Here is a 17989-nt window from a genome sequence, read left to right as displayed (position 1 = left end):
GTTGGAGGGATCTTGTTGTTGCGGGAACTGTTCGCAGGCGTGGGCGCCGAAGTGCCGCCGGAGGCGGCGGACGTGGACGTGCGCGCGCTCGCGGTGGACTCGCGCAGGGCAGGCCCCGGATCGCTATTCGCTGCGCTTCCCGGCGTGAACGCCGACGGGGCGGATTTCGCTGCGCAGGCGATCGGGCGTGGGGCGGTCGCGGTGCTGGCGTCGCGGCGACTTCACGTGTCGGCGCCGGTGGTGGTCGCCTCTGACCCGCGGCGCGCGTTTTCCCTCGCAGCCTCGCGCTTTCACGGCGAGCCCTCGCGCCGGCTCTCCCTCTTCGGCATCACCGGAACCAACGGCAAGACCACCACCGCTTACCTGATCGAGCAGATCTCCGCCGCCCGCGGACTGGGCACGGGGCTCATCGGCACCGTCGAGGCCCACTGGCCCGGCGGCCGGACGACGGCGACGCACACGACGCCGGAATCGCACGAGCTGCAGCAGCTCCTCCGCCGCATGCTCGATGCCGGGGCGCAGGTCGTGGCCATGGAGGTGTCGAGTCACGCCCTGAGCCAGGAGCGCGTCGCAGGCTGCGCTTTCGCCGCCGCCGCGTTCACCAACCTGACGCGCGATCATCTCGACTATCACGGGTCGCTCGACGCCTACTTCGGGGCGAAGGCGAAGCTGTTCCGCGAGGTGCTTCCTCGCGGCGCGCCGGCGGTGCTCAACTTCGACGATGCCCGCGTCGCCGCTTTGGCCGCGGAGCTGAAGCCGGTGCTCGGGTTCACCCTTCGCGGCGCGGCGGGCGCGGCGCTCTCGGCCGAGCAGATCCAGGGCGACCTGTCCGGGCTCCGCTTCCGCCTGCGGACGGCGGCGCCCCTCGACGTCGGCCTCGTCGAGGTGCAGAGCCCGCTGATCGGCGCGCACAACGCGGAGAACCTGCTCGCGGCCATCGGCGTCCTCGCCGGCAGCGGCGTTCCGCTCCGGGAGATCGTCCGGGTCGTCCAGGAATGCCAGGGAGCGCCGGGGAGGCTGGAGCGCGTTCCCGATCCTGCTGGACGCGTCATCCTGGTCGATTACGCGCACACCGACGACGCGCTGGGACGTGTGCTCGATGCCCTTGCGAAGGCGGCGGCGCCGCGGATCGTCTGCGTCTTCGGCTGCGGTGGCGATCGCGATCGGGGCAAGCGGCCGCTGATGGGAGAGGTGGCGGGCACGCGCGCGGACCTGGTGGTCGCGACCAGCGACAACCCACGCACCGAGGACCCGTTGGCGATCCTCGCCGAGATCGAGCCCGGCCTGGTGAGGAGCGGCAAGACCCGGCTCGATCCGCGCCATGCGCGGATGGGCCTCGCCGGCTACTGCGTCGTGCCCGACCGGCGTGAGGCGATCGCGCTCGCGCTGCGGTGTGCGCGGCCCGGCGACGCCGTCCTGATCGCGGGCAAGGGGCACGAGGACTACCAGATCGTCGGCAAGGAGAAGCGTCCCTTCGACGACCGAATCGAGGCGCGCCGCGCGCTGGAGGAGATCTCGCGGTGAGCGGAGCGCGATTCACGGCGGAACAGGCCGCCTGGGCAGCCGGCGCGCGCATCGCCGTCCCCGGCGGTCCGTTCGAGGGCGCGTTCACTGATTCGCGAAAGCCGGTGCCGCGGGCGCTCTTCGTCGCGCTGCGCGGAGAGAACTTCGACGGCAGCGACTTCGTCGCGCAGGCGGTGCAAGGCGGCGCTGCCGGCGTCCTGGTTCCGGCGGACGCGCTGGAGAAGGCGAGACGGCAGGCAGGGTCGGCCGCGGTGTTGACGGCTCCCGACACCGGGCGCGCGCTCGGCGGCCTCGCCGCCGCATGGCGCCGCCGCCTGACGAATCTGCGAGTGGTTTGCATCACGGGCTCGACGGGAAAGACGAGCACCAAGGAGCTGGTGGCGGAAGTTCTCACCGCCGCCGGCCCGACGCTCAAGACGGAGGGCAACCTGAACAACGAAGTCGGCGTGCCCCTCACGCTGTTGCGGCTCAGCGAGGAGCACCGCTACGCCGCCATCGAGTGCGGGATGAACCATCTCGGCGAGATCGCGCGGCTTGCAGAGTGGGTGGACCCCGACGTGGGCCTGGTCACGAACGTCGGACCGGTGCATCTGGAAGGCTGCGGTTCTCTCGAGGGCGTGGCGCACGCCAAGGGCGAGCTGTTCCATGCCCTGCGCGACGGGGCCGCGGCGGTGGCGAACGCCGACGATGCGCGCGTGCTGGCGCAGGCCCGGCTGTCGCGGCGGCGGCTGGTGACCTTCGGGGCAGCCTTTGGCAGCGACGTCCGCCTGATCTCCGCTCACCACGGCGGCCCCGGCCTGCGCGTCGAAATGGAGTTCGGCGGCACCCGCCGGATGGCGGAGCTGAAGCTGATTGGAACGCACAACGGCTACAACGCCGCCGCGGCGGCAGCAGTCGGCGTTGCCATCGGGCTACCCGCAGACCTCATCCTGCGCGGGCTCGCAAACGCCACCACGCCGGGACGGCGGATGCGGCCCGTGCAGTTGCCGAACGGCGCGCTCCTGATCGACGACTGCTACAACGCCAATCCGAGCAGCACCAAGGCGGCGCTGCTGACGCTCACCCACCTGGTCCGCGGCAAGGGCCGGGCCATCGCCGTGCTCGGCGACATGCTGGAGCTCGGCCACACCGAGCTGGATCTTCACCGCGACGTCGGCCGCTTCGCGGCCGGCGCGGGCCTTTCGCTCCTGGTCTGCTTCGGGAACCGCGCCAAGGCGCTGGGCGAGGGCGCGGAGGAAGCGGGGCTCGCCGCCGAGTCGATCGAGTCCACCGACGACCCTGCCGAGGCGGTGAAGCTGGTGCAGGACCGCGTCCGTCCCGAGGACGTCGTGCTGGTGAAGGGATCGCGCGGAATGAAGATGGAGCGCATCAGCGACGCGCTCGCCGGGGCGGGAGGGGCCTGATGCTCTACAACCTCCTCTTCCAGTACTCGGATCGCTTCCCGCTCTTCAACGTGCTGCGCTACCCGAGCTTCCGCATGCTGATGGCCGGGCTGGTATCGCTGATGATCGGCCTCTTCCTCGGTCCCAGCTACATCGAGGCGCTGCGCAGGTTGCAGCAAGGCGCGAGCAACGTCCGCGAGGACACGCCGGAAGCGCACCAGAAGAAGGTCGGAACGCCCTCGATGGGCGGAGGCCTGATCCTCTGGGCGATGCTGGTCGGGACGCTGCTGTTCGCCGACCTGACCAGCCGCATGGTGTGGGCTGCGCTGATCATCACGCTCGGGTTCGGGGCCATCGGCTTCGCCGACGACTGGTTGAAGTTCAGCAAGCGCAACTCCAAGGGGCTCGCCGGCCGCAAGAAGCTGCTCTGGCAGACGGCGATCTTCGTGGTGGTGGTGGTGGTCTTCTTCGTCGACTGGAAGACCGGCGCGCTCCGGCTCGACACCCGGCTGGCCATTCCCTTCGTCAAGGTGAAGGCCTTCAATCCGGTGCTGCCCTGGTGGATCTATCTTCCGCTCGCGTTCATCGTGATCGTCGGGACGTCCAACGCGGTGAACCTCACCGACGGCCTCGACGGGCTGGCCATCGGGCCGACCATCGTCAGCGCGATCACCTTCATGCTGCTCGCCTATCTGGCGGGAGCCACCATCCGCGGCCTGAACATCGCCGATTACCTGCTGATCCCGCACATCCCGGGGTCGGCGGAACTGGCGGTCTTCTGTGCCGCGATGGCCGGGGCGGGGATCAGCTTCCTCTGGTTCAACACCTATCCCGCGAGCGTCTTCATGGGCGACGTCGGATCGCTCGCCCTCGGCGGCGGTCTCGGCGTGCTCGCGGTGCTGACGAAGAACGAGGTGGACAGCGCGATCATCCACGGCGTCTTCTTCGCCGAGATCGTCTCGGTGATGGTGCAGGTATTCTGGTTCAAGCGCACCGGGCGCCGCATCTTCCGCATGGCGCCCATCCACCACCACTTCGAGCTGCAGGGGTGGGCGGAGCCGAAGATCATCGTCCGCTTCTGGATCGTGTCCATCATCCTCGCGCTGACCGCGCTCGCCTCGCTGAAGCTGAGATGAAGCTCTCGCGACGAAATGCCCTCGTGGTGGGCCTGGGAAAGAGCGGCGATGCCGCCGCGCACCTGCTTCGCTCGCGCGGCGCGCAGGTGGTGGGAGCCGACGACAAGGACCTGCCGTTCGAGGGGGAGCTGCGCCGCGTGGTTCCCGAGTCGCTGCGCGGGATCGATCTGGTGGTGGTGAGCCCGGGCGTCCCGCTGGCCCTGCCGATCTTCGCCGAGGCGAGGTCGCGCGGCGTCGAGGTGATCGGAGAAGTCGAGCTCGCCTCCCGGTTCATCGAGGAGCCGATCTTCGGCGTCACGGGCACCAACGGGAAGAGCACCACCACGGCGCTGTGCGGGCATCTGCTGGCGACGGCGGGGTTGCAGGTCTTCACCGGCGGAAACCTGGGCGACGCGCTCAGCAATCGCGTTCTCTGGAAAGGGACGCTGGACGCGACGGTCTGCGAGCTGTCCAGCTACCAGCTCGAGTCGATCGTTTCGCTCCGCTGCGCGGCGGCGACCGTCCTCAACATCACCCCGGACCACCTCGACCGCTATCCGTCGCTGGACGAATACGCGAAAGCGAAAGAGCGGATCTTCGAGAACCAGGGCCCGGGTGATACCGCGGTGATCAACGAAGCCGACCCCCGCGTGCGCGCGATGAGGACGAACCGCGGTGTGCGGCGGCAGCTCTTCGATGCGCACAACCCCTTGCGCATCGAGGGCACCGAGCTCCCGCTCCGCGCGCCGACCTTGCGCGGAGCACACAACCGCGAGAACGCCTACGCCGCCTGCCTGCTGGCGCGCCACCTCGGCGTGGCGCTCGATGCTCTGCAGAAGGGTCTCGACAGCTATCCCGGCCTGCCCCATCGTCTGGAGCCCGTCCGCGTCCTCGAAGGAGTCGAGTGGATCAACGACTCCAAGGCCACCAACGTGGACAGCGTGGAGAAGTCGCTGACCGCGTTTCCCGGCAACGTCCACATCATCATGGGCGGACGCGGGAAGGGCGCTCCCTACGCGCCGTTGCGGGAGCTGATGCGAGGGCGCGTGAAGACGATCTTCACGATCGGCGAAGACGCTCCGGCGATCGCCTCCGAGCTGTCAGGGGTGGCGGAGATCGAGCCCTGTGGTGCGCTCGCAACCGCTGTGTTCCGGGCGCGCAAGCGTGCCCGGGGCGGTGACGTGGTGCTGCTCTCGCCGGCCTGCGCCTCCTACGATCAGTTCCGCAACTTCGAGGACAGGGGCGACCAGTTCAAGGCGCTGGTGCGAGGGCTTTCATGACGCTCTCCGCCGTCGCCGGAGCCCGCGTGGCGCAGAAGAGGGCCGAGCAGTTCCGGCCCGTCCTGCGCTACGACCCGGCGCTCCTCGGCGCCGTGCTGCTCCTCGTCATGTTCGGCGTGGTGATGGTCTACAGCGCGAGCGCGGTGTATGCCGGGGCCAGGCTCGGCGACGCCCTCTGGTTCCTCAAGCGCCAGGCGGCGGGTGCGCTGATCGGGCTTGCCGCGTTGCTCCTGACGATGAAGGTCGGGTACCGACGGCTGGAGGCGCTCGCGGTTCCGCTGGTGCTCGTGTCGCTGGCGCTGCTCGTCTGCGTCCACCTGCCGGGGCTCGGTCATTCCGCCGGGGGCGCGACGCGCTGGTTGCGGCTCGGGTCGATGACCTTCCAGCCCAGCGAGCTGGCGAAGATCTCGCTCGTGCTCTGGCTCGCGCGCTCGCTGGCGAAGAAGCAGGAGCGGATGCGGCTCTTCTCCGTGGGCTTCTTGCCCCACCTGGTGATGCTCGCCGTCTTCGGCGGCCTCTTGATGCTGGAGCCCGACTTCGGGACCACCGTCGTCCTCTTCGTGGTCACCTTCGCGCTGCTGTTCGTCGCCGGCACGAGGGTCACTCACCTGTTCGCCGTTATCGGCGCCGCCGCGCCCGTCGCCGGTCTTCTCGTCTGGAAGTCGCCGTATCGCATCCAGCGCATCCTGACCTTCCTCGACCCCTGGAAGGACCCCCGCGGACACGGCTATCAGACGGTGGAGTCGCTGCTCGGCTTCGGAGCCGGCGGCTCGTTCGGCGTCGGTCTGGGGGAGAGCCATCAGAAGCTGTTCTTCCTTCCCGCCGCGCACACCGATTTCATCCTCAGCATCGTGGGCGAGGAGCTCGGCTTCGCCGGCGTCGCGACGGTGGTGCTGCTCTTCGCCTTCGTCTTCTGGCGAGGGATCCGCGCCGCGTACGCCTCGTCGGATGCCTTCGGCTGCTGGCTGGCGTTCGGACTGACGCTGCTGCTCGGCGTCGAGGCCCTGGTCAACGCCGGCATGGCTCTGGCGCTCCTCCCCACCAAGGGAATGGCGCTGCCGTTCCTCTCCTACGGCATGTCCTCGGTCATCGCCTCCTGCACTGCGGCCGGGATCCTCCTCTCCGTCAGCGGTGGGCCCGGCGGGTTCCTCCGCCGCGGCGCGGGAGCGCTCCGATGAGGCTCCTGGTCGCCGGCGGCGGAACGGGCGGCCATCTCTTTCCCGGCCTTGCGCTGGGCGAAGAAGTGAAGACGCGCCATCCTCGCAACGACGTCCTGTTCGTCGGGTCCGCCCGGGGCATCGAGGCTCGCGAAGTGCCCAAGGCGGGCTATCCGCTGGAGATCATCGACGTGGGCCCGCTCAAGCGGATGGGCATCGCCGGGTTCGTCAAAGGAATGGTCCGGTTGCCGCGGGCGCTCTGGCAGTCGGTCAGGATTCTGCGGAAGTTCGATCCCGACGTGGTGATCGGCGTGGGCGGGTTCTCCAGCGGCCCGGTGCTGCTCGCCGCCTGGTTCTTGCGCAAGCCGACCGCCATCCAGGAGCAGAACGCGCTCCCGGGGTTCACGAATCGGACGCTGGGCTGGTTCGTGGACGCCGTGTTCATCGCCTTCCCGCAAGCGGAGGCGGCGTTCCCCCCGCGCAAGACGCACTTGTTGGGAAACCCCATCCGGCGCGCGTTCCTCGACAACTACCTGCACACGAAGGCGGCCACCGACCGGCTGAGCATCCTGGTCACCGGCGGGTCGCAGGGCGCGCACGCACTCAATCTGAGGGTCGCGGAAGCGCTGGAGATCCTCGCCCCGCAGGTCGGCCGCAAGATCCAGATCCTCCACCAGACCGGGATCAAGGACCAGCCGGAGATCGCCGCCCGATACGAGAAGCTGCGCTCCAGTGGCCTCGTAGCCGAGGCCGTTGCTTTCATCGACGACATGGCGCGCGCGTACGCCGGCGCCGATCTCCTCGTCTGCCGGGCCGGGGCCACCACCATCGCCGAGCTGACGGTGTGCAAGAAGCCGGCGATCCTGGTGCCGTTTCCCTTCGCCGCCGACGACCACCAGACCGTCAACGCCCGCAGCCTCGTCGACGCCGGAGCGGCGCTGCTGATGGCCGAAAAGGAACTGACGGCAGAGAAGCTTGCGGACGAGCTGCGGTCGCTGGAAGTCGACCGCGGCCGGCTCGGCCGGATGTCGCGGGCCAGCGGAGTGCTGGGTCGCCCGGAGGCGGCGCGGGAGATCGCCGACGTCTGCGTCTCGCTTTGCAGGGACCGGTTGGTCCGGGAAGGGAGGCACTTGCCGCCGGCGCGCAAGTAGAATCCACCCAAGCTCAGCTATTGATTATCGTAGATCGAATCGAGTACATTCGCCGTAGTGAGGAGAGGGACCCAGCCGTGTTCCGCAACAAGAAGGTCAAGGTCCACTTCGTCGGGATCGGGGGGATCGGCATGAGTGGGATCGCCGAGCTCCTGCTGAACCTCGGGTACCGGGTGAGCGGATCGGATCTCAAGGAAAGCGACATCACCAAGCGCCTCGCCTCGCTGGGCGGGAGCATCGCCACGGGTCACTCGGCGGAGAACGTGGCCGCCGACGTCGACGTGGTGGTGACTTCCAGCGCGGTGCGGAAGGGCAATCCCGAGGTGATCGCGGCCCGGGACCGGGGAATTCCGGTCATTCCCCGCGCCGAGATGCTGGCGGAGCTGATGCGGCTCAAGGAAGGCGTCGCCATCGCCGGCTCCCACGGCAAGACCACCACCACCTCGCTGATCGCGACCGTGCTGGCGCACGCGAAGCTCGATCCCACTGCCGTGGTCGGCGGCAAGCTGAACGCGCTCGGCTCGAACGCGAAGCTCGGCAAGGGTCAGCTGATGGTGGTGGAGGCCGACGAGAGCGACGGATCCTTCCTCCGTCTCTCCCCGGCGATCGCCGTGATCACCAACGTCGATCCGGAGCACCTCGACTACTACGGCACCGTCGAGGCCTTGCAGCAGGCGTTCGTCGACTTCGCCGACCGGGTTCCCTTCTACGGGCTGGCGGTTCTCTGCTCCGATCACCCGGTGGTGCAGCACCTGATCCCACGCATCGGCAAGCGGCACACCACCTACGGCGTCTCTCCGCAAGCGGAGTGGCGGGCCGACGACATCCGGCACGGTCCGTTCCAGTCCCGGTTCCTCGTCTCCTACCGCGGCAAGCAGCTCGGCGAAGTGACGCTGCGGATGGTGGGAGCGCACAACGTCCTCAACGCACTGGCCTGCTGCGCGGTGGCGCACGAGCTGGGCATCCCCTTCAAGGTGACGGCGGAGGCGCTGGGAGAGTTCGCCGGCGTCCAGCGGCGTTTTACCGTGCGCGGCGAGGTGAACGGGATCACCGTGGTGGACGATTACGGGCATCACCCCGCGGAGATCCGGGCGACGCTCGCCGGCGCGCGAGCAAGCTTCCCCCAGCGGCGCATCGTCTGCGCCTTCCAGCCGCACCGTTACACCCGGACGCGCGACCTGCTCGGCGAGTTCGCCACCGCCTTCAATGACGCCGATTCTCTCTTGCTGACGGAGGTCTACGCCGCGGGCGAGGACCCGATCGCCGGAATCACCGGAGCGCGGCTGCACGAGGCGGTGAAGGCCTGCGGCCACCGCGACGTCTCCTTCGCGGAGCGCGCCGAGCTCGCGCGTACGCTGCGCGAGAGAGTCCGCCAAGGCGACCTCGTGATCACCCTCGGGGCCGGCGACATCACCCACGTCGGCGAAGAGCTGCTGGAGCTGCTCAAATGAGGGCGCTTCTCGCCGATCTGCGCCGCGCTTCGCGCGGCGAGGTGATCGAGATGGCGCCGCTGGCGCCGCGCACCAGCGTGCGCGTCGGCGGCTCGGCGAAATTCTGGGTGCGCCCCAACGACCCCAAGGCGCTGATCGAGGTGCTCGCCGTGCTCTCCAACGCCGGGATGCCCTGGCTTTCGCTCGGAGGTGGAGCGAACACGATCGTCGGCGATCGGGGCGTCAACGGCACCGTGATCCGGCTGGGGCAGGATCTGGCGCCGGAAGAGGTGGACAGCCGAGGCGACTCGGTCGTGTTCACGCTCGGGGCAGGAGCGGCGATCGCGCGCTTCCTGTCGCTTGCCCGGGAGCACCACGGTATCGGCGTCGCCTGGGCTGCAGGGATTCCCGGTACGGTCGGCGGGCTCGTGGCGATGAACGCCGGGACGCCTTTGGGATGCATGGCCGACCATCTCCTCGCCGTCGAGGTGGCGGCGGCGGAAGGGCTGCGCTGGATCGACGCGGCGGATCTGCATCTGGGCTACCGACATTGCGAGCTGCCGCGCGGCTGCATCGTGACGCGTGCGCGGTGCAAGGTGCGGCGCGGCTCGGATGCGGAGCTGGCCGAACAGCAGCAGGTGGCGAAAGCCGATGTCGATCGGCGCCGCGCCACCCAGCCGCTCGGCCTGCCCAATTCGGGCTCCGTGTTCGTCAACCCCAAGGGGGATTTCGCGGGCCGCCTGATCGAGCAGGCCGGGCTGAAGGGGACTACGCGCGGCGGGGCGCAGATCAGCGACCGGCACGCGAACTTCATCGTCAATCTCGGACGCGCGACGGCGGCCAACGTCGTAGAGTTGATCGCGCTGGCGCGCGCTACCGTGCTGGCGAAGGCCGGCGTGGAGCTGAAGCCCGAGGTGCGGCTCGTCGGCGACTTCGACCCGCCGCTCCCGGGGGAGCTGGAACCTCACCATCTCCAGCCGGCGGGTCCCGATTCTGCGAAGTCCCGGCAGGGGGCGCGACCATGACCTTCAAGGCCTTGCAGATGGCCCAGGTGCGGCGGGCCGCAGCCGAGCTCGATCGCGCCGCCTGGCGATCGATGTTCGGCGCGCTGTTGCGTACCGTCGCCGCGGCGGCCGTCAGCGGCGCACTGAGCTTCGTCGGATGGCAGGTCTGGCAATGGGCCACGGCATCGGACGCGTTCGCGCTGCGCACCGTCCACTTCAGCGGGCTCGTGCACGCGCGCGAGCCGGACCTGTTCCACCGCAGTGGCCTGCGGATTGGCGAGAACCTGCTCCTTGCCGACCTTTCACGCGCGGCGCGCGCGATCCAGGCGGACCCCTGGGTCGCCTCCGCGCGGCTCGAGCGGAGGCTTCCAGGCGAGGTGGTGGCGAGCATCGCCGAGCACCGGCCCGCGGCGCTGGTCGAGCTCGGAGGGCTGTACGTCCTCGACGACGAAGGTCGCCTCTTCAAGCGGGCCGTGGCGGACGACGGGCTCGACCTTCCCATCCTCACCGGCATCTCGCGGCAGGCGTGGGTCGACCGAAAGCCCGACCTGCAGCTCCGCCTCTTCGCCGCGCTCCACCTGCTCGATACCTGGCAGGCCTCGGGACTCTCGCTCGGGACAGTCTCGGAGATCCGCCTGGAGGACGGCGGTGGTTTCACCGTCTTCGCGCACGACGGCGGCGCCGTGCAGGAGGTCCGCCTCGGCGCGGGCGACGTCTCGTTGAAGCTGCAGCGGCTCGCGCAGATGCGCGCGGCGCTGGCCCGCCGCGGGGAGCGGGCCGAGCGGATCGATCTCGACAACCCGGCGCGTCCCGATCAGGCGGCCGCCACCCTGGCCGACAAGAGGTAGCCGACCATGGCGCAGAAGAAGGGCGAAATCGTCGTCGGGCTCGACATCGGGACCACCAAGATCTGCTGCATCGTCGGCGAGGTCAATCCCGGCGGGATCGACGTGATCGGCATCGGCACGCACCCCTCCCGCGGGCTGCGCAAAGGCGTGGTGATCAACATCGAGGCGACGGTCTCCTCCATCCACAAGGCGGTGGAGGAAGCGGAGCTGATGGCCGGGGCCGAGATCAGCGCCGTCTATGCGGGCATCGCCGGCGGTCACATCCGCGGCTTCAACTCGCAGGGCGTGGTGGCGGTGAAGGACAAGGAAGTGAAGCAGGGCGATCTCGAGCGCGTCCTCGATGCCGCCCGCGCCATCAACATTCCGCAGGACCGCGAGATCCTCCACGTCCTCCCGCAGGAGTACATCATCGACGAGCAGGACGGCATCCGCGAGCCGCTGGGAATGAGCGGAGTGCGCCTGGAAGCGAAGGTGCACATCGTCACCGCGGCGGTCAGCAGCGCCCAGAACATCGTCAAGTGCTGCGGCCGGACCGGGCTGCAAGTGGCAGACATCGTGCTCGAGCCGCTCGCTTCCGCGGAGGCGGTGCTGGCGGAAGAGGAGAAGGAGCTGGGCGTCGCGCTGGTGGACATCGGCGGCGGCACGACGGATCTGGCGATCTTCTCCGGCGGGGCCATCCAGCACACGAGCGTGATCCCGCTCGGCGGCAACCATCTGACCAACGACATCGCCGTCGGTCTGCGCACGCCGATGGTCGAGGCGGAAAAGATCAAGGTGAAGTTCGGCAGCGCGCAGAGCGCGAGCCTGGACAAGGACGACACCATCGAGGTGCCGAGCGTGGGCGGCCGCGCCCCGCGGGTGCTCAACCGGCGCATCCTCTGCGAGATCATCGAGCCGCGGGTGGAGGAGCTGTTCCAGCTCATCCATCGCGAGATCCAGAAAGCGGGCCAGGAGGATCTGCTCGCGAGCGGGGCGGTCCTCACGGGGGGAACCACGAATCTGCACGGGATGCCGGAGCTGGCCGAGGAGGTGCTCGGGCTGCCCGTGCGCCGCGGCTTGCCGCGCGGGATCGGCGGCCTCACCGACGTTGTGAAGAGCCCGCAGCATGCCACCGCGGTGGGCCTGCTCCTCTACGGCGCGAGGCAAGGCACGCAGAACCGCGCCTATCTGGGCGCCGGCGATGGCGCGTCGATCCGGGAGCGATTCTTGAGCTGGGTCAAGGAGCTGTTCTAATGGCCGGAGGGGTCATGAACGAGATGACGGGTGAGCTCGGCGCGAAGATCAAGGTGGTCGGCGTCGGCGGAGGGGGCGGCAACGCTCTGAACACGATGATCCTCGCCGGCCTCACCGGCGTGGACTTCATCGCCGCGAACACCGACTGCCAGGCGCTCCAGCACAACCGCGCGGCCACCAAGATCCAGCTCGGCGCGATGGTGACGAAGGGACTGGGCGCCGGCGCGAACCCGGAGATCGGGCGGCAGGCGGCGCTCGAGGACCGCGAGAAGATCGCGGCGGCGCTGGAGGGGGCGGACATGGTGTTCGTCACCGCCGGCATGGGCGGCGGGACCGGCACGGGCGGCGCGCCGATCATCGCCGACATCGCCCGCGGCGTGGGAGCGTTGACCGTGGGCGTGGTCACCAAGCCCTTCATGTTCGAGGGCAAGCGGCGGCTGAAGCAGGCCGATCACGGAATCGCCGAGCTGAAGAACACCGTCGACACGCTGATCACGATCCCAAACCAGCGCCTGCTCGCCGTCGCGGACGAGAAGACGACGCTGCTCGACACGTTCAAGAAGGCTGACGAAGTCCTGCTCAACGCGGTGCAGGGCATCTCCGATCTGATCACCATTCCCGGACTGATCAACGTCGACTTCGCCGACGTGCGCACGATCATGAGCAACATGGGCGTGGCCCTGATGGGCACCGGCACCGCGACGGGAGAGACGCGGGCGATGGTCGCCGCGCGGGCGGCGGTGGAAAGCCCGCTCCTCGAGGACGTGCAGATCGACGGCGCCACCGGCATCCTGATCAACATCACCGGCGGCGGGAACATGACCCTCGTCGAGGTGAACCAGGCCTGCTCGCTGATCCAGGAGGCCGCCCACGAGGACGCGAACATCATCTTCGGAAGCGTGATCGACGACGCGATGGGCGACCGGCTCAAGATCACGGTGATCGCCACCGGCTTCACGACGCGCGACGCGCGGCGGATCGAGCGGCTGGATGCGACCCGGCAGGTGCGCGGACCGACGCAGGGAACGCTGGCGATGCCTCAGACGACGGAACCGGCCGGACCGCGTCACGCGGCGCCGCAGCGGACGCCGGAGATCCACCGCGCGGCGACGCCTCCTCCGGCTCCGCCGCGGGTGACGCCGGCGCCTCCGCAGAAGCCGGTGCGGCACCTCTCGTGGGAAGAGCTGCGGCAGCTCACCGGAGCGTCGGAGGACGAGCTGGATGTCCCGACGTTCCTGCGCAATGGGGAGTAAGAACCGCAAGCGGCGAAGACGGCTGCGCCTCATGCGACGGCGCTAGCCGCTGCCGCACCGGAGGTGCGTCGAACGCGCTGCTCAGTCCCGGCCGCGGCCCGAGAGGAATTCGCCGGTGCGCGCCGTGAGCTGCGCGGTGCGGGCGAGCTGCGAGTCGAGGTGGGCGAAGACTTCCTCCGCGCGGTGCTTCAACGCGGCGTCGTCGCGAGCGGAAGGTTCGACGAGGCGGGCGAACAGGTCGGCAGTACGCAGCAGCGCCTGGTGCGCGAGCAACAGATCCCGTCCGGCGCGGGCTCCCTTCTGCGTGAAGATGAGCCCGCTCGCGAAGAGGCGGGAGAGCGCGGCGCGGTTCTCGTCCATCGCGTCGCGCACGCGCTCTTCCGCCTGCTCGCGGCGGCGCTGGGCGCGCACCGAGGAGAGATCGACCACCATGGCCGCTCCGCGCCGCGTCCGTCTGCGCTGGTACTTCGCTCTCGCCATGCGCATCGCCCCCGACCTCGTGACGCAGACTATGCCGCGCGCGTGGAGCCGGTCAACGCACCGCGACCCGCTTTTTCTGGAGTAGACTGCGCGCCCTTCACGGAGGGCTTGACTGCTTGTTCGAAAAGATCCTCATCGCCAATCGCGGCGAGATCGCCTGCCGCGTGGCGCGAGCGGCCCGGGCGCTTGGTGTCAAGACTGTCGCCGTCTTTTCCGACGCGGACGCGAAGGCGCTCCACGTCGAGGCGTGCGACGAGGCGGTGCGCCTGGGACCGCCGCCGGCGCGGGAGAGCTATCTCGACGGAGCGAAGATTCTCGCCGCTGCCCGGCAGATGGGAGCACGCGCCATCCATCCCGGCTATGGCTTCCTTTCTGAGCAGGCGGAATTCGCCGAGGCCTGCGCGCAGGCGGGCATCGTGTTCGTGGGCCCGCCGCCCGGTGCGATGCGCGCGATCAAGGACAAGGCGCAGGCGCGCTCGGTGATGCGGGCCGCGGGCGTTCCGGTGGTGCCGGGCTCGGAGGGGCATGTCGGCGAGGAGGTCGGCGCGAAGGCCGCGGCGTCGTCGCTCGGATATCCGCTGCTGGTGAAGGCGGCGGCGGGCGGCGGCGGCATCGGGATGCAGGTCGCGCGCGACGAGCAGGAGCTGATGAAGGCGTTGCGGGCATGCTCGGATCGGGCGCGCGCCTCGTTCGGGAAGGACGCCGTGTACCTCGAGCGGTACTTCGAGCGGCCACGCCACGTCGAGGTGCAGATCCTCGGCGACGGCCGATTGACGCTGGCGGCGGGGGCGCGGGAGTGTTCCATCCAGCGGCGGCACCAGAAGGTCATCGAGGAGGCGCCGCCTCCGGCGTTCGATCTACCCGAGCCGCGACCGCGGGTGTTGCGCAAGCTCCTCGACGCGGGCCTTTGCGCGGCGCGGGCAGTGGGGTACGCGAACGCGGGCACCTGCGAGTTCCTGCTGGTCGGCGACGAGGTGTACTTCATCGAGCTCAACGCGCGCCTCCAGGTCGAGCATCCGGTGACGGAAGCGACCACGGGACTCGATCTCGTGCAGCTCCAGCTGCGGATCGCCGCCGGCGAGAAGCTCCCGCTGGGGCAAGACGATCTGCGTCCCCGCGGCCACGCCATCGAGTGCCGGATCAACGCCGAGGATCCGGTGAAGTTCTTCCCCTCGCCGGGACCGGTGAAGCGCTTCGATGCTCCCGTGCCGGCCGACGGGACGTTCCACGACGGCGTCCGGATCGACGCCGGCTATCGCGCCGGCGACACCGTGACGCCGTACTACGACTCGCTGCTCGCCAAGATGATCGCCTTTGCGGACACGCGCGACCAGGCCATCGCGCGCATGCGTGGAGCGCTGGAGCGCTTTTCCATCGAGGGCGTGAAGACCAACATTCCCACCCACCTGAAGGTCCTCGCGAGCGACGCCTTTGCGCGCGGCGAATTCGACACCCATTTCCTGGAGAGGCTCTGACATGCCCGACGTCCCCGCCCACATCACCGGCACCGTCTGGAAGATCGAGAAGAAGGTCGGCGACGAAGTGAAGGCCGGCGACGTGCTGGTGATCCTCGAGAGCATGAAGATGGAGATGCCCGTCGAGGCGCCCGAGGACGGGCGGGTCGCGGAGATCCGGTGCAAGGAGACGCAGCCGGTCAGCGAGGGGGACGTGCTGGTGGTGCTCAAGTAGCGCAACGTCACCGCGCATCGCGTTCGTTTCAAGTCCGGCGCGGCGGACCCAACGAACACCCGAGCAGGTTGCGAGCTCCTCAGACGCGCGCGAACAGCTCCGGCAGGCGGATCTTGAGAGCGTGCGCGATCTTGTACAGCGAGGTCACGCTGGCGCTGCTCTCCGCCCGCTCGATCTGCGACAGCAGCGACACCGACAGCCCGGTCCGCTTCGCCAGCTGCTTCAACGTCAGCGAGCGCTTCTTGCGCAGGTCGCGGATGCAGGTGCCGATGTTCCGGTGCAGCTCCTCTTCCGGCAGCAGCGAGAGTCCCTTCGCCGCCAGCGCCCGGTTCACCGAGCCGAGCAGCTCGTCCTCGCGGACCGGCTTGCGGAGGTAGTCGACGACGCCGTACCGCAACGCGCTCACCGCCGAGTCCAGCGTCGCGTACCCGGTCATGAGGATCACGGAGCAGTCGGAGTCGTGCCGCTTGATGATCTGCGCGACGTCCAACCCGGAGAGATCCGGCATCTTCAGATCGACGATGGCGAGATGGATGTCCGCCTTGCGCAGCTCGTCCTCCACCTTGCGTGGGTCGGTGAGCGTCGCGACGCGGTATCCCTCCCGCTTGAGGATGCGCTCGATCAGGTCGCAGGAATCCTGATCGTCGTCGACCACCAGAGTGCGGATATCCACCGTGCCACCCCTTCGGGCGACGGAATCTACAGGGTGACCGGTGCGATCGTCTACCGCGAATGCGGTGCGTTCCGCGCCCACATCAGCGCCTTCGGACATCGTAATCATCGAGGACCTTCTGCAGCTGCGCCCTTTCGGATGCATTGCCGCAAAGTGGGAGATAAAGCCGGTAATAGTGCGCGCCCTCTTCCATGTTCCCTTGCCGGGTGAAGGCGATGCCCATGCTCCGATATAGCCCGGCGAGAACGGACTTGCCCGGCTTTAGCGTGAGCGCCTTCTGGTACAGCACGATCGCCGCGGAGAGATCCTGCGCGAGCAGCTTCTGGTTCCCTTCGGTGAGCAGCCGCCGCGCTTCCGCCTCGTCGAATGCGCGGGGTGCGGCAGCGACGCGAGCAGGAGCGGTGCGCGGGGGCCGGGCCGGCGCTGCCGACGCCGCCGGAGCTTTGCATGCTTCGGTGAGCGCGCGGGCCTCGGCGTTCTGCGGATTTGCCAAAAGGGCGAGTTGGGCTTCCGCGAGGCAGCCGGCGTTGTCGTTGCCGCGGAGGCGGACAGCGGTGCCGAGATGAGCGTTGACGTAGGCATTTTTGACGACATCGGCCTTCTCCGCCGCCTTTGCACCATGGAACGTCTGGGTCGCGGAGAGCGCCTCGAACAGCTTGCGCGCCCGATCCCAATCCTGCGCTGCGATGGCGGTCTCCATCTCCCGGTAGAGATCCTCGGCGCGGGACTCCCGCTCCACCGCATCCACATCCTTGAGCTCCGCCGCGCTCGCGCCCAGCCGGCGCGCGGAGTCGAGGTTCTGGTACGCCTCGGTGTACCGATGCGCGGCCACGAGCTCCTGCGCCACGCGGAGCTTCTCGGCGCGTTGCACCCGAAGGCGTTGCGCGATCTCCGCATCGGCCCGATTCCGCAGGATGAGGAAGATCGCCGCAGCCAGCAGCGCAACGCTGGCGATGCCGATGCCTACCCAGAGGCCGGTGCGCGTGGGCGGCGACGCCAGGGGGGCCGATGCCAGAGGCGTCAGCTCCGGCGGGAGCTGGAAGGCGCGCCCGGGCTCGACGAAGGCGTACCGCAGGTGGCCCACCTCGAGAACGTCGCCATGGCGCAGGCCGATCTGCGCATACGGCTCGCCGTTCACGCGGACGCCGTTGCGCGACTCCGCGTCCATCACCTTCCAGGTGCCGTTGTCGAGGTGGAGGCGCAGGTGCTTGCGCGAGATCGACGGGTGCTCGATCTGCAGATCGTTTTCATCGGACCGGCCGAGGCGGATGGGGCTGCGGCCGAGCACCAGCTCCTCGCCGCGATGCTTGCCGGAGATGCCGACCAGCTTCGCCCGCTGCCCCGGCGGAACGTCCTGCGCGGGGACCTCCACGTCCGCCGGGCGCAGATCCGAGAGACGGATGGTGGCGGTCTCGGCCATCCTCCGGGCTTGCGCCTCGGTGTCGATCTGCGGAACCGGCGGAGGCGGCGCCCGGTCGTCGGGACCTTCCTCGAGGATGAGATCGTACTCGCTGATCTGGATCAGATCGCCGTCCTGCACGACGTGCTTTCCGGCGATCTTCTCGCCGTTGACGCGGATGCCGGTGAAGCTGTCCAGGTCCTCGATGTAGTAGTGCCCCGACTCGCGCAGCAGCCTGCCGTGCTGCCGCGAGACGTTCTTCTCGGCGAGCCGGACGATGTTCCCGTCGTTGCGGCCGATGGTGATCTCGTCACGGACGACGGGAACGACGGTCTTGTGCCCCTCATCGTCTTCGATGATCAGCTTCATGC

The 17989-nt window shown here is 69.1% G+C and carries 16 protein-coding genes; 13 read left to right on the top strand and 3 right to left on the bottom strand.

The genetic code is table 11. The features are described 5' to 3' along the window. The first annotated feature begins 12 nt into the window (after positions 1–12). The 11 genes from E6J58_05280 (at position 13) to ftsZ (ending at position 13377) form a co-directional block, all read left to right on the top strand. Entirely contained in the window at positions 13–1524 is a 1512-nt protein-coding gene (locus E6J58_05280) for a UDP-N-acetylmuramoyl-L-alanyl-D-glutamate--2,6-diaminopimelate ligase (protein ID TMB40532.1), read from the top strand. Beyond that, positions 1521–2927, top strand: coding sequence for a UDP-N-acetylmuramoyl-tripeptide--D-alanyl-D-alanine ligase (locus E6J58_05275; GenBank protein ID TMB40531.1), 1407 nt, complete (start codon positions 1521–1523; stop codon positions 2925–2927). Before E6J58_05280 ends, E6J58_05275 begins: the two co-directional genes overlap by 4 nt. Next, entirely contained in the window at positions 2927–4042 is a 1116-nt protein-coding gene (locus E6J58_05270; GenBank protein ID TMB40530.1) for a phospho-N-acetylmuramoyl-pentapeptide-transferase, read from the top strand. Before E6J58_05275 ends, E6J58_05270 begins: the two co-directional genes overlap by 1 nt. Continuing rightward, a complete protein-coding gene (gene murD / locus E6J58_05265) occupies positions 4039–5301 on the top strand; it encodes a UDP-N-acetylmuramoyl-L-alanine--D-glutamate ligase (GenBank protein ID TMB40529.1) in 1263 nt (420 codons plus the stop codon). Before E6J58_05270 ends, murD begins: the two co-directional genes overlap by 4 nt. Further along, positions 5298–6479, top strand: a complete 1182-nt coding sequence (gene ftsW / locus E6J58_05260) for a putative lipid II flippase FtsW (protein TMB40528.1) — start codon at positions 5298–5300, stop codon at positions 6477–6479. Before murD ends, ftsW begins: the two co-directional genes overlap by 4 nt. Continuing rightward, a complete protein-coding gene (gene murG / locus E6J58_05255; protein TMB40527.1) occupies positions 6476–7609 on the top strand; it encodes an undecaprenyldiphospho-muramoylpentapeptide beta-N-acetylglucosaminyltransferase in 1134 nt (377 codons plus the stop codon). Before ftsW ends, murG begins: the two co-directional genes overlap by 4 nt. Before the next feature lie 77 nt (positions 7610–7686). Beyond that, positions 7687–9060, top strand: coding sequence for a UDP-N-acetylmuramate--L-alanine ligase (locus E6J58_05250; GenBank protein TMB40526.1), 1374 nt, complete (start codon positions 7687–7689; stop codon positions 9058–9060). Next, positions 9057–10064: a UDP-N-acetylmuramate dehydrogenase gene (murB, locus tag E6J58_05245; GenBank protein ID TMB40525.1), complete on the top strand. Its 1008-nt coding sequence runs from the start codon at positions 9057–9059 to the stop codon at positions 10062–10064. The genes E6J58_05250 and murB overlap by 4 nt, the downstream gene beginning before the upstream one ends. Continuing rightward, the gene (locus E6J58_05240; GenBank protein ID TMB40524.1) at positions 10061–10891 is read left to right on the top strand and encodes an FtsQ-type POTRA domain-containing protein; all 831 of its coding nucleotides are present in this window, start codon (positions 10061–10063) and stop codon (positions 10889–10891) included. The genes murB and E6J58_05240 overlap by 4 nt, the downstream gene beginning before the upstream one ends. 6 nt (positions 10892–10897) lie before the next feature. Then, complete coding sequence (gene ftsA, locus E6J58_05235) at positions 10898–12124, top strand: cell division protein FtsA (protein TMB40523.1); 1227 nt, start codon at positions 10898–10900, stop codon at positions 12122–12124. Between the two features lie 14 nt (positions 12125–12138). Next, positions 12139–13377 (top strand): cell division protein FtsZ, encoded by a 1239-nt coding sequence (gene ftsZ / locus E6J58_05230; protein ID TMB40522.1) that lies wholly within the window; start codon positions 12139–12141, stop codon positions 13375–13377. 81 nt (positions 13378–13458) lie between these two features. On the opposite strand, the gene E6J58_05225 is transcribed toward ftsZ, so the two are convergent. Next, on the bottom strand, positions 13459–13857 hold the full coding sequence (locus E6J58_05225) for a hypothetical protein (protein TMB40521.1): 399 nt from the start codon (positions 13855–13857) through the stop codon (positions 13459–13461). A 116-nt stretch (positions 13858–13973) separates the two neighbouring features. On the opposite strand from E6J58_05225, the gene E6J58_05220 reads away from it, so the two are divergent. Continuing rightward, the gene (locus tag E6J58_05220) at positions 13974–15332 is read left to right on the top strand and encodes a biotin carboxylase (protein ID TMB40520.1); all 1359 of its coding nucleotides are present in this window, start codon (positions 13974–13976) and stop codon (positions 15330–15332) included. Between the two features lies 1 nt (position 15333). Further along, complete coding sequence (locus tag E6J58_05215; protein ID TMB40519.1) at positions 15334–15546, top strand: biotin/lipoyl-binding protein; 213 nt, start codon at positions 15334–15336, stop codon at positions 15544–15546. Positions 15547–15625: 79 nt separating this feature from the next. Here the strand turns inward: E6J58_05215 and E6J58_05210 are convergent, their stop codons facing one another. Together E6J58_05210 and E6J58_05205 are read right to left on the bottom strand one after the other, a co-directional pair. Next, positions 15626–16219 (bottom strand): response regulator, encoded by a 594-nt coding sequence (locus E6J58_05210; protein ID TMB40518.1) that lies wholly within the window; start codon positions 16217–16219, stop codon positions 15626–15628. An 82-nt stretch (positions 16220–16301) separates the two neighbouring features. Then, a complete protein-coding gene (locus E6J58_05205) occupies positions 16302–17987 on the bottom strand; it encodes an FHA domain-containing protein (GenBank protein TMB40517.1) in 1686 nt (561 codons plus the stop codon). Positions 17988–17989 lie beyond the last annotated feature (2 nt).

This window comes from Deltaproteobacteria bacterium (genome assembly GCA_005879535.1).
GTDB lineage: Bacteria > Myxococcota > Myxococcia > Myxococcales > 40CM-4-68-19 > 40CM-4-68-19.
The sequence above is the reverse complement of the archived record's forward strand: the minus strand, read 5'-3'. Positions and strand labels throughout refer to the sequence as shown.